Raw genomic sequence first — 14,173 nt, forward strand, 5'->3', positions numbered from 1 at the left:
GATCATGCCTGCCACCTCGAAAGCCCAGCAAATGGCCGCCGGTGCCGCACTTTCCGCAAAGCGCGGCGAGACGAAAAAGAGCGAGCTCAAGGGCGCGTCCCGGGAAATGTTCGAATCGATGAGCGAAAAGCAACTCGAGGAGTTCGCCGAGACGAAGCGCAAGGGACTGCCTGAAAAGAAATCGAAGCACTAGGTCAAAAGCCCGCGGCCAGAACCGCGGGCTTTGAATGATATGTGGGCCGCCTGGGGCCGAACTATGATCTACCAGCGCCCCCAGCAGCGCCGCACCTTGTAGCGGATGACGTGTCTGTGGCCATGCCGCCAGATCACCCTCTTCTTCACCACCACGCGGCAAACGTGGTGATGCCGGTGTCCCTGCCAATGTCTGGCTTCTGCCGGCTCCGGTGCAACCGCCACCGATCCGGCCAACACCGCCGCGCCTGCCAACGTTAGGAAGAACTTCTTCATGTGACTACAGTCTCCTTTAGCTCCAGTCCCTTCCTGATGCCGCTGGCGCAATCACCTCCCGCCACATCCGGCACTGCATCAACATCGGAAACGGTATATCGTTTGCCTTGCGCAACGCCAGGCACAAGCTTGACAGCGGTTAAAACTCGGTTTAACCAGCCGCCAACGCCGGGCAGCGATGTCCGGTGTTTGTTTTGTATACGCAAGATCAGTGAGCCTCAGACGTTTTCTGATCCTGTTTGAAATGACGTGTCCCGTGGGTTTTCCGCCGCGTTGCGTGGGAAGACCCTGTCAGGTCTCGAAAACGGAGGCCAGAGGAGGGCGCGTTTCCTTCACCCGGACCATGAGGTTCCGGGTGTGTTTGTTTTGAAAGGGAATGCGATGAGCAAGCGCGAATCCGCGAAGTACAAGATCGACCGCCGTCTTGGCGAGAACATTTGGGGCCGCCCGAAGTCCCCGGTCAACAAGCGTGAATACGGCCCCGGCCAGCATGGCCAGCGCCGCAAGGGCAAGCTTTCCGATTTCGGCCTGCAGCTGCGTGCCAAGCAGAAGCTGAAGGGTCACTATGGCGACGTCTCGGAAAAGCAGTTCCGCAAGGTTTATGAAGAGGCCGACCGCCGCAAGGGCGACACCTCCGAGAACCTGATCGGCCTGCTCGAGTCGCGTCTCGACGCGGTCGTCTATCGCGCCAAGTTCGTGCCGACCATTTTCGCCGCCCGTCAGTTCGTCAATCACGGCCACGTCAACGTCAACGGCAAGCGCGTCAACATCGGCTCGTACCGCTGCAAGCCGGGCGATGTCATCGAAGTACGTGAAAAGTCGAAGCAGCTGGTGATCGTCCTGGAGGCAGTCGGTCTCGCCGAGCGCGACGTGCCGGACTACATCGAAGCCGACCACAACAAGATGGTCGCGACCTTCGCGCGCATCCCTGGCCTGGCCGACGTTCCGTTCGCCGTGCAGATGGAACCGAACCTGGTCGTCGAATTCTATTCGCGTTGATCGAACGCATTTTACGACATCAAGAAAAGGCCGCCCTTCGAGGCGGCCTTTTCTTTGTCTGCCATGTCCGCTAATTCCGGGCGCAGCGACGTGCCGGACATTCGTCGCCCGAGGATTTTGGAACTGACGCCATGAACATGCTGCCAGACGCCGAATCGCTTGAACCAGGAACTGAAATCGAAGGTGGCTTTCATCCGCTGTTCGCCGATGTGCCGTCCTCTGTCGAATTCAACAAATTGCGCAAGCGGCTGCTGCGGCTCACGCGTCAGGCGATCGAGGATTTCTCGATGGTCAAGCCGGGCCAGCGTTGGCTGGTCGCGCTGTCGGGTGGCAAGGATTCCTACGGGCTGCTTGCCGTTCTGCTGGATCTCAAATGGCGCGGGCTGCTGCCGGTCGATTTGCTGGCCTGCAATCTCGACCAGGGCCAGCCGAATTTCCCCAAACAGATCCTGCCCGACTATCTCGCTCGATACGCCATCCCGCATCGCATCGAATATCAGGACACCTATTCCGTCGTCACCGGCAAGCTGCCCGAGGGCAGCACCTATTGTTCGCTGTGTTCGCGGCTCAGGCGCGGCCATCTCTATCGCATCGCGCGCGAGGAGGGGTGCTCGGCGCTGGTGCTCGGCCACCATCGCGAGGACATTCTCGAAACCTTCTTCATGAACCTGTTCCATGGTGGCCGTCTCGCCGCCATGCCAGCAAAGCTGCTCAACGACGAGGGCGACGTCATGGTGCTGCGGCCGCTGAGCTATTGCGCCGAAACCGACCTCGAAAAATTCGCCGCGTCGATGCGGTTCCCGATCATCCCTTGCGACCTCTGTGGCAGTCAGGAAGGTCTGCAGCGCAACGCCATGAAGGCGATGCTCGAGGATATCGAGAAGCGCATGCCCGGCCGCAAGGATACGATGCTGCGCGCGCTGTCAAACAGCAGGCCATCGCATCTGCTCGACAGAAAACTGTTCGATTTCGCAGCGCTCGATGAGACCCCAACCGCCAGGCAAGACATTTCCGATGATATTTGACGACACCGCGATCGACTGGCTGGCCGGCATTCTGGCAGAGGCGGCCCAGACCGAGATCATGCCGCGCTTTCGCCGGCTGGGCGACGGCGATATCCGGCAGAAGACATCCGCCGCCGACCTGGTGACGGAGGCTGACGTGAATGCCGAGCGGCTCGTCACCGCCAGTCTGCGCGGGCGTTATCCCCAGGCGATGATCGTCGGCGAGGAAGCCTGTTCCGACAATCCAGGGCTTCTCGACGGCCTGGGCGATGCCGATCTGGCTTTCGTCATCGATCCGGTGGATGGCACCTTCAACTTTGCTTCGGGCGTGCCGCTTTTCGGCGTCATGCTGGCCGTCGTGGTCAAGGGCGAGACCGTTGCCGGCATCATCCATGACCCTGTCGGCAAGGACTGGCTGATCGGCGCCAAGGGCGCCGGCAGCCATATCAGGCATGCGCATGGCGGTCTGGAGAAGGTGCGCGTCACGGCACCCGCGCCGCTCTCGGAAATGACCGGCTCTGTCTCCTGGCAATACATGCCGGAACCGGAACGGTCACGGCTGGCCCGCAACCAGACGAAGATCCTGTCGCAATTTGCCTACCGCTGCGCGGCGCATGAATACCGCCTGCTGGCCAGCGGCCATGCCCATTTCGTCGTCTATAACAAGCTGATGCCGTGGGATCATCTGGCCGGCGTGCTGATTCATGCCGAGGCGGGCGGCCACGCCGCGCGCTTCGACGGCAGCGCCTATCTGCCGTCGCATCTCGACGGCGGTCTGCTGGTCGCACCCGACAGGCAAAGCTGGCAGGACCTGCGCCGCGAACTCTGGGCACAATAGGATCAGCTCCCGCGCTGGCGACTAGATCGCCGGGCTGTATGCCGAAAAACAATAATTCAATGCACGTCGGTGACGTGACCTGAAACGGGCGGGTTGTGCGGCTGGAACATCTTGCCGCGCTCGGCGATGAAGATCATCAGCAATGCCGCGACCGAGACGCTGCAGAAGCCGGCGGCCAGCGGCGTCACCGTGCCGTTGAAGGCCTGACCGATCAGCGTGCCAAGAATGCCGCCGAGAAAGGTCTGCATGAAACCGAGGATGGATGACGCCGTGCCGGCCAGTTGGCCGAGCGGTTCCATGGCCAACGCGTTGAAATTGGCGCCGAGCGCACCGAACGGAAGCATGGCGCCGGCAAAGAACGTGATGAACAGCCAGAGCGGCATCTTCATTTCGATCGAAACGACCAGCCAGGCCAGGCTGACGACCAGAAACAGCAGCAGCGCGCTCTGCGACAGGCGGCGCATGCCGATACGGCCGACAAGCCGAGAGTTCAGATAGTTGGAGAAAGCAAGAACGCCCGCGACCCCGGCGAAGATGACCGGGAACATCTCACCGACGTTGAATATGTCGACATAGATCTGCTGTGCCGAGGCGATGAAGCCGAACATGGCGCCGAAAATGAAGGTGCTGGCGAAGGCGTAGCAGATGGCGATGCGGTTGGTGAGCACGATGCGAAACCCGCCGACGATGGCGTTGACGGTCAGCGGCCGGCGATATTCGGGATGCAGCGTTTCGGGCAGGCGCAGCAGCGACCATGCCGACACGATCAGCGCGCCGGCGGCCATGGTGACAAAGATCCAGTGCCAGGTCGCGAACAGCATGATGAACTGGCCGATCCCCGGCGCCACGACCGGAATGGCCATGAACACCATGAAGATCAGCGACATCACCTCGGCCATGCGTCGGCCGTCAAATGTGTCGCGCACGATCGAGACGGCGATGACGCGTGTGGCGGCCGCGCCAATGCCTTGCACGGCCCGGCACAAGAGAAGCGTTTCAAAGCTTGGCGCTATGGCGGCCGCGGCAGCCGCCGCCACGTAAATGATCAGCCCGGCGACAAGCGGTGCGCGACGGCCGAAACGGTCCGACACCGGCCCAAAGAACAACTGGCCGCCGCCGAAGCCGAGAATGTAGGCGGTGACCACATACTGCCGGTGGTTTTCATTCTCGACGCCGAGCGATGCGCCGATCTGCTGCAGGGCCGGCAGCATGATGTCGATCGCCAGCGAATTCAGCGCCATCAGCGCAGCGCACAGCGCGATGAATTCCCAGCGCGGAATAGGCAGCTTGCTTGCCGATTGCGTCGCTGCTGCTGGCTGGTCCACGGCAAGTCCGATCTCTCAAACGAAAACGCGCCGGCGGGCCGGCGCATTGGCTCGTCTTGGTCCCGACGTCAGGACATAAAAATTGCCGAGGTGAGATGGCCCCGACGCCTGGCGCATGACCCCGAAAATCGAACTCAATTTTCGGAGAGCATCATGCACGCACGAAGAAAAGTCAGGCGGCGCCTTTGACGCCGACACCCTTTTCGACGAGGAATGTCTGCAGTTCGCCCGCCTGGAACATCTCGCGGACGATGTCGCAGCCGCCGACGAATTCACCCTTGACGTAGAGCTGCGGGATTGTCGGCCAGTTGGAATATTCCTTGATGCCCTGGCGCAGTTCGGCGGAGTCCAGGACGTTCACGCCCTTATAGTCGGCTCCAATATAGTCGAGGATCTGCACGACCTGGCCGGAAAACCCGCACTGCGGGAAACCGGGCGTGCCCTTCATGAAAAGGACGACGTCGTTGCCCTTCACTTCATTGTCGATGTAGTCGTTGATACCGGTCATGGACGATCCTTTCACGCCTGTGGGAGTCAGGCTCGAAGCATGTCCTTCAAATAAACCCATCGATTGCCCGAAACAAGACGTTAGCCGTGCCGTGGCTGAAATGGCGCAAAGGATGGGCCGTCTTGGGCCAAGCGGCCTGAGGCGCATCCTGGCCGTCTCTGCGTGTCGGGTAGAAATGCCTTAGTCCGGTACACTGGTCTGCAGCGCCAGCGCGTGCAGCACGCCGCCCATATTGCCCTTCAGCGCGTCATAGACCATCTGGTGCTGCTGGACGCGGCTCTTGCCGCGAAAGCTCTCGGCCACCACCTCGGCAGCGTAGTGGTCACCGTCACCGGCCAGGTCGCGGATCGTGACCTTGGCGTCCGGAATGCCGTCCTTGATCAGTTTTTCGATGTCGTGGGCATCCATTGCCATGGCAAAATCCTGTTTCGAGCGGCCGGCCGGCGGCCATGCGATGTGACTCGCCAGAGCCTAGAGCCTTTCCGGTCCGGATTGAAGCTGTTCTGTCCCGCCACGGGCAAGACGGCTTCAGAACGGGCCTAAGCCCCTGGACTTGCTTCGTCCTCGGCAACCTCCTCGCGCGTCGAGAAAGCGCGGCCGAGACTGAAGGCCAGCACATAGAGCGGAACGTTGATGACCAGGCTGACGATGGGGAGATAGCTGGTCATCTGCCAGAGCGGCGAGAAGAACGCCTGGCCGTGGCCGTCACAGACAAGCGAGGAGCCGTACTCCCACAGTCCCCCTATGACCACCGCAACGGCGAAGAGCTTGACGCAGGTGACAATATGCCTTGCCCGCTCCGCCTCCGGTGAAAGGCGGTCCCATAGTACCAGGCACAGGACCGGAACCGCATAGATCACGTTCTGCACGGCAAGCATCGGAATGGCGCCGTTGGCCGCGGCAAGAAACTCATCGCGTGTTTCCAGCCGAGCGCAAACCTCGCTTGAGGTCGTCGACAGCAGGAAAAAGACGAACGGTCCGAGGAACCAGAAGAAGAACAGCGACGGCCAGAAAACGACTGCAAGCAGCGCCCGGGCAGCCAGTCTGGTCAACTGGCCTGATCCATGAAACGGGGGAACCAGCCTTCGTGGGCGGCGGTGAGTTCGCTGACCGGGATTGCTCGCGCCCCGCCGAGTTTCAGTGCGTTGCCGCCAGTCGAGCCGATCCACGGCGCGAAAATGCCGAGCTCGCTTTGCTGCTTGCGGATGGCATCCCATTCATCGCCATGCGGGTCGATCGACAGCGTCAGGAGATAGCGGCCCTGATCCTCGCCGAACCAGACCGGGATCGGATCGGTGCCGACAAGCCCGGGGACAGTCGCGCCGATGCCGGACGCCATCGCCATTTCGGCCAGAGCCACCGCGATGCCGCCGTCGGAAACGTCGTGCGCCGCCGTGACGATACCGGACGCAATCAACGCGCGCACATGGTCGCCGACGCGCTTTTCATGCTCGAGATCGACCGGCGGCGGCGGGCCATCCGTGCGGCCGTGGATGTCGCGCATATAGACCGACTGGCCGAGATGCGTTCCCCAGGAGGCGGGCGCGCCGACCAGCAGGATCATCTGGCCCTCGGCGGCGAAGCCGGTGCGCACCATCTTCGACCAGTCGGCGATCAGGCCGACGCCGCCGATCGTCGGTGTCGGCAGGATGCCCTGGCCGTTGGTTTCGTTGTAGAGCGAGACATTGCCGGAGACGATCGGGAAGCCGAGCGCACGGCAGGCATCGCCAATGCCTTTCACCGCGCCGACCAGTTGACCCATGATCTCGGGCCGTTCCGGATTGCCGAAATTGAGGTTGTCGGTGGCGGCGAGCGGCAAGGCGCCCGTCGCGGTCAGGTTGCGCCAGCATTCGGCCACCGCCTGCTTGCCGCCCTCATAGGGATCGGCTTCGCAGTAGCGCGGCGTCACGTCGGAGGAGAAGGCGAGCGCCTTGGTCGCATGGCCATCGACGCGCACCACGCCGGCGTCACCGCCCGGAAGCTGCAGCGAATTGCCCTGGATCAGCGTGTCGTATTGCTCCCACACCCAGCGGCGCGACGACAGATCCGGTCCGCCGAGCAGCTTCAGCAGCGCATCGGCAACATCGGCCTGCGGAATGTCATTGGCGGCAAGCGGCGCCGGCTTCTTGGACTCGACCCAGGGCCTGTCGTATTCGGGTGCCTTGTCGCCAAGGTCCTTGATCGGCAGGTTGGCGACCTCGTCGCCCTGGTGCAGAACCCGGAAGCGCAGATCGTCGGTGGTCTTGCCGACGATGGCGAAGTCGAGGCCCCATTTGTGGAAGATCGCCTCGGCCTCCTTTTCCTTCTCGGGGCGCAGCACCATCAGCATGCGCTCCTGGCTTTCCGACAGCATCATCTCATAGGCACTCATGCGCTCTTCGCGCACCGGCACCTTGTCGAGATCGAGCTCGATGCCGAGGTCGCCCTTGGCGCCCATTTCGACCGCCGAGCAGGTGAGGCCGGCCGCGCCCATGTCCTGGATGGCGATGACCGCGCCCGAAGCCATCAGTTCGAGGCACGCCTCCAGCAGGCATTTTTCGGTGAAGGGGTCGCCGACCTGCACCGTGGGGCGCTTCTCGTCGATCTTGTCGTCGAATTCAGCCGAGGCCATGGTGGCGCCGCCGACGCCGTCGCGGCCGGTCTTGGCGCCGAGATAAACGACCGGCAGACCAACGCCCTTGGCTTCCGACAGGAAGATCGCATCGGTCTTGGCAAGGCCCGCGGCAAAGGCATTGACCAGGATGTTGCCGTTGTAGCGGGCGTCGAAATTGACCTCGCCGCCGACGGTCGGCACGCCGAAGGCGTTGCCGTAGCCGCCGACGCCTGAAACCACGCCTGAGACGAGGTGCCTGGTCTTGGGATGGTCGGGGGCGCCAAAACGCAGCGCATTCATCGCCGCGATGGGCCGCGCGCCCATGGTGAAGACGTCGCGCAATATGCCGCCGACGCCGGTCGCGGCCCCTTGATAGGGTTCGATGTAGGAGGGGTGGTTGTGGCTCTCCATCTTGAAGACGACGCAGTCGCCGTCACCGATGTCGACCACGCCGGCGTTCTCGCCTGGACCCTGGATGACCTGTGGGCCTGTGGTAGGCAAGGTACGCAGCCACTTCTTGGAGGATTTGTATGAGCAATGCTCATTCCACATCGCCGAGAAGATGCCGAGTTCGGTGAAGCTCGGCTCGCGGCCGACGAGATCGAGGATGCGCTGATACTCATCGGGCTTCAGCCCGTGCGCGGCGATGAGCTCGGGGGTGATCGGCACGGAATTGGAAATGGTCATGGGCGGCGATTTGTGTCCATGGAAGCGGGGATTTTGAGTCCCCTCTTATCGCAAGCTTTGCGGCCGATACACCCATGGATTGACGAAAAAAGCAGGAAAGCCGGACAAAGCCACGAAGGGACTTAGGAGAAGCTGTCGTAGCCGGCGCGGCCCTCGTCGAGAAGCCGCCGGATGACCGCAACGCCTTCGGCAATGTCCTTGCGCTGTCTTGGCTGCGAAACGCCGAAACGGACGCCATGGAAAACCTGCTCGGAGCGGCCCGCCCTGAATTCGTCCTCGTCGTCGAGCAGCACGCCATGTTCGAGGCAGGCGTTCTTGAATGTGCCGGAAAGCCACGGATCAGGCAGGGTGAGCCAGACGAAAGGCACCTTGTCGTGCGCCTTGAATTCAAATCCGGCCAAAGTCTCGCGCACGATCGCGATGCGGGCGCTGATTTCGGCGATGCTGCGCTTGCGTATCTCTGCGGCCTGGCCGGACAGCACCAGCCGGGCATTCACCTCCGCCAGCAGGAAGGGCATGCCGCCCGTCATCATCTTGTGGGCGACGCGGATGCGATGGCGATAAGCGGATGGGCAGGAGAGCCAACCGCCGCGAATGCCGGCCGCCACCGATTTCGACAGGCCGCCGGCGACAATGGTGCGTTCGGGCGCATATTCGGCAAGCAGCGGCGTCGGGTCGTCTGTGAGGTCGCCGTAAAGGTCGTCTTCGATGAGGATGACATTGTACTCGCGCGCCACCCGGGCGATTGCCTCGCGGCGCGTGGCCGACAGCGTCACCAGCGTCGGATTCTTGGCTGTCGGCATCAGGAAGACCATCTTGGGATGTTTTTGAGCACAGACGCGCTCGAAATCGGCCGGGTCGAGGCCTTCCCCGTCCGATGCCACAAGCGCGGTGCGCCGGCCGATCAGGCCGGCGCTGCGCGATATCTGCGAATAGGTGAGATGCTCGAAGGCAACATAATCGCCGGGTGTGGTCAGCGCTGCGATCGCCGCCATCACAGCGGCATGGGTGCCGAGCGTCGGAACGATGGTGTCGGCGGTTGGCCGGAAGGAATTCCGCGACAACCAGCGGGCGCCGGCTTCGCACCAGCGGTCTGGAAAATCCCGCGTATAGCTTGAAATCTCATGCGGATGATCCTGTGCCGTGCGCGACAGGACATCGGCGACAATGGCGCCCTGGCCGATGTCCGGCGCTGCCGTGCTGTCGAACCGCAGCTTGTCTCGGGGCACATCGATGTAACGCGTGCCTTCGGCGCTGACGTCGGGAACCAATAAGTCCTGCGTGATCCCCCCGGCGCGCTGGCCGAGCACATAGGTTCCGCGCCCGACTTCGCCGCTCACCAGCCCGCGCTCGCGCAGCAATTGATAGGCCCGGCCGACCGTGCCGACGGTGGTGCCTATGTCGTAGGCGAGATCGCGTTGCGGCGGCAGCTTTGCACCCGCGTCGATAACACCTCGGTCGATGTCGGTTTCGATGGAATCCGCCAGGCGTTGATACAGCGGGCCTGAGCCGGCGGTGAGATCTGGAAGCCAATTTGTCATGGTGACAATTTTCTATATTGCACCGGAATGTGAGTCAATACATATCATCGGCGTGAAGAAAAGGGTACAATTGAGAGTTCCGGTAGAAAGAAAATGAATACAATCGCGACAATCCCTCATTCGAGGGCCGAGTTACCACGTCAACCAGCACACCCGTCGGGCCTGCGCGGCTTTGTCAGCCGTCTGGTGCGCGTGGTCGGGTCGCTGGCGAGATGGATCGGCAATCTGCTGGAGCGCCGGCGCAGCCGGCTGGCATTGCTGGAAATGACCGACGATCAGCTCAAGGATATCGGCATCTCGCGCTGCGATGCCCATCGCGAGGGGCTCAGGCCTTTCTGGGACTAGCGTGAACGGATTTCGAAAAGACCATCGCCAGGAGCGAAAGCCATGATCTCGAACCGGAACATCAGCTAACGATTGCCGCCCGGCGCCCGCAGGCGTGAAACGCTGCGGTCCGCAAGGACCGCGATGACGCACAGCACGAGAAAAAGCCCGGTGATGGCAAGCGCCGAGAGGGCGACGCTGGCTGGACCGTTCTTGGCGACATCGAGGAAGGGGTAGGGCACCTCGCCGGCGAGCGGCGCCCGCGCCAGCACATAGACCAGATAGGCCACGGGATAGAGCACCCACCAGGAAATGTCGCTCCACCGCGTCCTGCCGTCGGCGCCTTCTATCAGCCACCACAGCACGAATAGCACCGGCGTCACATAGTGCAGAAGAACATCGCAGAGCAGGAAGAGCCCCTGTGGCTGCCACAGCCGCGCCAGCACCGTCGCATAAACGATGAAGACCAGTGTGGTCGAAACCGCGACGACCGTCCGCATTCGTGGTCCGGCGAAGGCCGGCAGCCACGCATAGCCAGTGGGCGACAACAGCGATGTGTACACCAACACCGCGCCGATGTTGGTCAGGATGGTGAAGAAGCTGAAATAGAAGACGATCGAGCCAGTCAGGCTGCGGCCGGCTTCCATCGATGCTGGAATGGTGATGCGGAACTGCAGGACGAGCCCGGCCAGACCTATGACCAGACCGGCTAGCTGCAGAAAGCGACCCATGGCTAGGCGGTCGCGGCGCAGGCCGGGTTGCCGCCTTGCCAGCGGGCGATATCCGAGCCGATGCGCGCGCCGAGCGGGTCGTTCATCAGCGGTCCGAACGCGTCGACGCGGCTTGAATTGCCTTGCGCCTGAACGACCAGCAATGGTTTGCCACCATAGTGCTTGGCGGGCACCAGCAGGAAACGCGGCGTGCCGCTGAACGAGTTCAGTTCGTTGGCCATCTGGTATTGCTTGAAGGCCGGGTCCTTGCTGGCGATCCAGCATTTATGGGCGGATATCGCCACCTGTTCCATGGCCAGCAACGAGGCGCTCTTGCCCGAGGGGACAGGCGTGCTCTTTGGGGTCGATTGGCAGGAAGCCAGGGCAAAGCCCGCCGCGGCGACGAAGGCGATCGTCTTGCTCTTGATCAAGCGGCACCCATCTCAAGTTCGGACAGAAAGATCTTCAAGCCGTCGGTCATCTCGCCCCACACCCGCGACAATGCCGGGTGTTGCAGGGCGATTTGTTCGTAAGCTTCGAATTTGGGATAGGCGTCGAGCAGGTCGTGGCGGCCTGTCATCGCCCGGAAATTGTTGAAGATGAACCGCGTCGGCGTCAGCCAGGCATCGGCGAAGCTGATGTCGTTGCCGAGCGCGAAGGGGCCTTGCGCCATGCGCGCCTCGATTGCCGTCAGTCCGTGGTGCAGGCGGACGAACTGGGCGTCGATCTCGACATTGTTTCGCTTCTGCACGAAATGAAGTTCGAAAAGCTTCATCGTCGGGGTGAGGACATCGAGGTCGGTGATACGGGCGAACATGCGCACCAGCGCACGGTCCTTGGAATCGGGCGGTAGCAACGCCGGCTCCGGAAAGCGCTCCTCGAGATACTCGGCGATGACCACCGATTCGATGATCGTTTCGCCCGAACCGGTGATCAGAACCGGAATCCGGTTCAGCGGCGAAATGGCGCGAAACTCTTCGGGGATCGGAAAACCGGGTGGCGGGGCAATGATCTTGAGCGGAACGTCCTTGATGTAGGCCAGAGCCCGCACGATCGACGAATAGGGCGACAACGGCCGCGAATACAGTTTCATGACCGTCTCTCTCCCCAATGAAGCGGACTTGCCCAATAAAATGGGCTGGAATGCCCGGCTGTTTTCAAGGCGTTCGCCTCGACGACGTCAGGCGGCAATGCCGAGCGCGCTCTCGAACAGCGCGCGGCCGTCGTTGCCGCCATGCGCTGCCTCGATCAGGTTTTCCGGATGCGGCATCAGGCCGAGCACATTGCCGCGCTCGTTGATGATGCCGGCGATGTCGTTGATCGAGCCGTTCGGATTGGTGCCTTCGGCGTAACGAAACACCACTTGGCCTTCGCCTTCGAGGCGGGCAAGCGTCTCGGCATCGGCGAAGTAGTTGCCGTCGTGATGCGCGACCGGCGAGCGGATGATCTGGCCCGGCTGATAGCGGCGGGTGAACATGGTGTTGGCGTTGGCGATCTGCAGCTTGACCTGCCGGCAGACGAATTTCAGTGAAGTGTTGCGCATCAACGCGCCAGGCAGCAGGCCGGCCTCGACCAGGATCTGGAAGCCGTTGCAGACACCGATGACCATCACGCCCTTGGCAGCCTTTTCGGCGACGGCCCGCATCACAGGCATGCGCGCGGCGATCGCACCACAGCGCAGATAGTCGCCGAAGGAGAAGCCGCCCGGAATGGCGATCAGGTCGACATCGGGGATTTCGGTGTCGGTCTGCCAGACGGTGGCTGGCGCCTTGCCGGAAATCTTGGTCAGCGCCGCGATCATGTCGCGGTCGCGGTTGAGGCCAGGAAGAAGGACGACGGCTGATTTCACGTCAGGCAATCTCCACCGCGTAATTCTCGATCACCGTATTCGCCAGCAGCTTGTCGCACATGGCCTTGAGATCGGCCTCGGCCTTGGCCTTGTCGCTTTCCGCCAGTTCGACGTCGAACACCTTGCCCTGCCGCACAGCGCCGACGCCTCCGAAGCCCAGCCCGGACAGCGCGTGTTCGATGGCCTTGCCTTGCGGGTCGAGAACGCCGTTTTTGAGGGTGACGGTAATGCGGGCCTTGATCACGCTGGACATGCTCCTGTTCTGGGTATCGGGGCGCAAGCCGCTATCAGTGCGGCTTGCCTTTGACGCCTTCGGTCGAGGCGACAAGCACCGGGCCCGTGGGGCGAACGGGCTCGTTCTCGTTCATGATTCCGAGGCGGCGGGCAACTTCCTGGTAGGCTTCGACGAGGCCACCCATGTCGCGGCGGAAACGGTCCTTGTCGAGCTTGTCATGCGTGGCCACGTCCCACAGGCGGCAGGAATCCGGCGAAATCTCGTCGGCGACCACGATACGCATCATGTCGCCCTCGAACAGGCGGCCGCACTCGATCTTGAAGTCGACGAGCTGGATGCCGACGCCCATGAACAGGCCGGAAAGGAAGTCGTTGACGCGGATGGCGAGCGCCATGACGTCGTCGATCTCCTGCGGGCTCGCCCAGCCGAACGCGGTGATGTGCTCTTCCGAGACCATCGGATCGTCGAGCGCGTCGGCCTTGTAGTAGAATTCGATGATCGAGCGCGGCAGGACGGTGCCTTCCTCGATGCCGAGGCGCTTGGACAGCGAACCGGCGGCGACGTTGCGCACCACCACTTCGAGCGGGATGATCTCGACTTCCTTGATCAACTGCTCGCGCATGTTGAGCCGGCGGATGAAGTGGGTCGGAATGCCCATGCGGTTGAGGTGGTTGAAGATGTGCTCGGAAATACGGTTGTTGAGCACCCCCTTGCCGTCGACGACCTCATGTTTCTTCTTGTTGAACGCGGTTGCGTCGTCCTTGAAGAACTGGATGAGCGTACCCGGCTCGGGTCCCTCATAGAGGATCTTGGCCTTGCCTTCATAAATGCGGCGGCGATTTTTCATCTGATTTTTCTCTGGATTTCCGGACAGGCGGCAAGCGACCATTTCCTGTCCGTCTGCCTGAAATAGTGCGGCTACGGTAGGGTTCAATGCCGGGTCTATCCCAATCACACCATTTGCTCAATCGGCAAATCCTTCCAATCAACCGCTTTCGGGATCGAAATGCCGCAGCGCAGCATGCGACGAAGCGTATTGACCGGCTCGCGACCTTTTGGTTTGTGCTTCGTCAACACATATAGATCATCACC

At 62.1% G+C, this 14,173-nt stretch carries 18 protein-coding genes; 5 read left to right on the forward strand and 13 right to left on the reverse strand.

The window, feature by feature from the left end; all coding sequences use genetic code 11:
• The first annotated feature begins 4 nt into the window (after positions 1-4).
• A complete protein-coding gene (locus tag OOJ09_RS13760; RefSeq protein ID WP_269905736.1) occupies positions 5-193 on the forward strand; it encodes a DUF3008 family protein in 189 nt (62 codons plus the stop codon).
• Positions 194-261: 68 nt separating this feature from the next.
• Here the strand turns inward: OOJ09_RS13760 and OOJ09_RS13765 are convergent, their stop codons facing one another.
• Entirely contained in the window at positions 262-468 is a 207-nt protein-coding gene (locus tag OOJ09_RS13765) for a hypothetical protein (RefSeq protein WP_269905737.1), read from the reverse strand.
• A 381-nt stretch (positions 469-849) separates the two neighbouring features.
• On the opposite strand from OOJ09_RS13765, the gene rpsD reads away from it, so the two are divergent.
• The 3 genes from rpsD (at position 850) to OOJ09_RS13780 (ending at position 3,309) form a co-directional block, all read left to right on the forward strand.
• Positions 850-1,467, forward strand: coding sequence for a 30S ribosomal protein S4 (gene rpsD / locus OOJ09_RS13770; protein WP_269905738.1), 618 nt, complete (start codon positions 850-852; stop codon positions 1,465-1,467).
• Positions 1,468-1,598: 131 nt separating this feature from the next.
• The gene (gene ttcA / locus OOJ09_RS13775; protein WP_269905739.1) at positions 1,599-2,492 is read left to right on the forward strand and encodes a tRNA 2-thiocytidine(32) synthetase TtcA; all 894 of its coding nucleotides are present in this window, start codon (positions 1,599-1,601) and stop codon (positions 2,490-2,492) included.
• Entirely contained in the window at positions 2,482-3,309 is an 828-nt protein-coding gene (locus tag OOJ09_RS13780; protein WP_269905740.1) for an inositol monophosphatase family protein, read from the forward strand. Before ttcA ends, OOJ09_RS13780 begins: the two co-directional genes overlap by 11 nt.
• Positions 3,310-3,365: 56 nt before the next feature.
• On the opposite strand, the gene OOJ09_RS13785 is transcribed toward OOJ09_RS13780, so the two are convergent.
• The 6 genes from OOJ09_RS13785 to OOJ09_RS13810 form a co-directional block, all read right to left on the reverse strand.
• Positions 3,366-4,634, reverse strand: a complete 1,269-nt coding sequence (locus tag OOJ09_RS13785) for a multidrug effflux MFS transporter (protein WP_269905741.1) — start codon at positions 4,632-4,634, stop codon at positions 3,366-3,368.
• Between the two features lie 172 nt (positions 4,635-4,806).
• Positions 4,807-5,142, reverse strand: a complete 336-nt coding sequence (gene grxD, locus OOJ09_RS13790) for a Grx4 family monothiol glutaredoxin (RefSeq protein WP_269905742.1) — start codon at positions 5,140-5,142, stop codon at positions 4,807-4,809.
• Positions 5,143-5,322: 180 nt separating this feature from the next.
• Positions 5,323-5,556 carry a BolA/IbaG family iron-sulfur metabolism protein gene (locus OOJ09_RS13795; RefSeq protein ID WP_010909092.1) on the reverse strand — a complete coding sequence of 78 codons (234 nt, stop codon included), beginning with the start codon at positions 5,554-5,556 and terminating at the stop codon, positions 5,323-5,325.
• 125 nt (positions 5,557-5,681) lie between these two features.
• Positions 5,682-6,194 carry a hypothetical protein gene (locus OOJ09_RS13800; RefSeq protein WP_269905743.1) on the reverse strand — a complete coding sequence of 171 codons (513 nt, stop codon included), beginning with the start codon at positions 6,192-6,194 and terminating at the stop codon, positions 5,682-5,684.
• A complete protein-coding gene (gene purL, locus OOJ09_RS13805) occupies positions 6,191-8,422 on the reverse strand; it encodes a phosphoribosylformylglycinamidine synthase subunit PurL (protein ID WP_269905744.1) in 2,232 nt (743 codons plus the stop codon). The genes OOJ09_RS13800 and purL overlap by 4 nt, the downstream gene beginning before the upstream one ends.
• A 122-nt stretch (positions 8,423-8,544) precedes the next feature.
• Complete coding sequence (locus tag OOJ09_RS13810) at positions 8,545-9,963, reverse strand: PLP-dependent aminotransferase family protein (RefSeq protein ID WP_269905745.1); 1,419 nt, start codon at positions 9,961-9,963, stop codon at positions 8,545-8,547.
• A 93-nt stretch (positions 9,964-10,056) separates the two neighbouring features.
• Between OOJ09_RS13810 and OOJ09_RS13815 the strand changes: the two genes are divergently transcribed.
• Positions 10,057-10,308, forward strand: coding sequence for a DUF1127 domain-containing protein (locus OOJ09_RS13815; RefSeq protein WP_269905746.1), 252 nt, complete (start codon positions 10,057-10,059; stop codon positions 10,306-10,308).
• Between the two features lie 65 nt (positions 10,309-10,373).
• Here OOJ09_RS13815 and OOJ09_RS13820 read toward each other — a convergent pair whose 3' ends face one another.
• From OOJ09_RS13820 to purC, 6 genes are all read right to left on the reverse strand, one after another.
• Positions 10,374-11,018 (reverse strand): Pr6Pr family membrane protein, encoded by a 645-nt coding sequence (locus OOJ09_RS13820; protein ID WP_269905747.1) that lies wholly within the window; start codon positions 11,016-11,018, stop codon positions 10,374-10,376.
• Between the two features lie 2 nt (positions 11,019-11,020).
• Positions 11,021-11,428, reverse strand: coding sequence for a hypothetical protein (locus OOJ09_RS13825; protein WP_269905748.1), 408 nt, complete (start codon positions 11,426-11,428; stop codon positions 11,021-11,023).
• Entirely contained in the window at positions 11,425-12,090 is a 666-nt protein-coding gene (locus OOJ09_RS13830) for a glutathione S-transferase family protein (RefSeq protein ID WP_269905749.1), read from the reverse strand. The genes OOJ09_RS13825 and OOJ09_RS13830 overlap by 4 nt, the downstream gene beginning before the upstream one ends.
• Before the next feature lie 87 nt (positions 12,091-12,177).
• Positions 12,178-12,846, reverse strand: a complete 669-nt coding sequence (purQ, locus tag OOJ09_RS13835) for a phosphoribosylformylglycinamidine synthase subunit PurQ (protein ID WP_269905750.1) — start codon at positions 12,844-12,846, stop codon at positions 12,178-12,180.
• 1 nt (position 12,847) lies between these two features.
• Positions 12,848-13,090: a phosphoribosylformylglycinamidine synthase subunit PurS gene (gene purS / locus OOJ09_RS13840; RefSeq protein WP_023810342.1), complete on the reverse strand. Its 243-nt coding sequence runs from the start codon at positions 13,088-13,090 to the stop codon at positions 12,848-12,850.
• Between the two features lie 43 nt (positions 13,091-13,133).
• Positions 13,134-13,928: a phosphoribosylaminoimidazolesuccinocarboxamide synthase gene (gene purC, locus OOJ09_RS13845; protein WP_256750894.1), complete on the reverse strand. Its 795-nt coding sequence runs from the start codon at positions 13,926-13,928 to the stop codon at positions 13,134-13,136.
• Positions 13,929-14,173 lie beyond the last annotated feature (245 nt).

Origin of the sequence: Mesorhizobium qingshengii (assembly GCF_027563465.1) — a bacterium.
In the GTDB taxonomy this organism is placed as follows: Bacteria; Pseudomonadota; Alphaproteobacteria; order Rhizobiales; family Rhizobiaceae; genus Mesorhizobium; species Mesorhizobium qingshengii_A.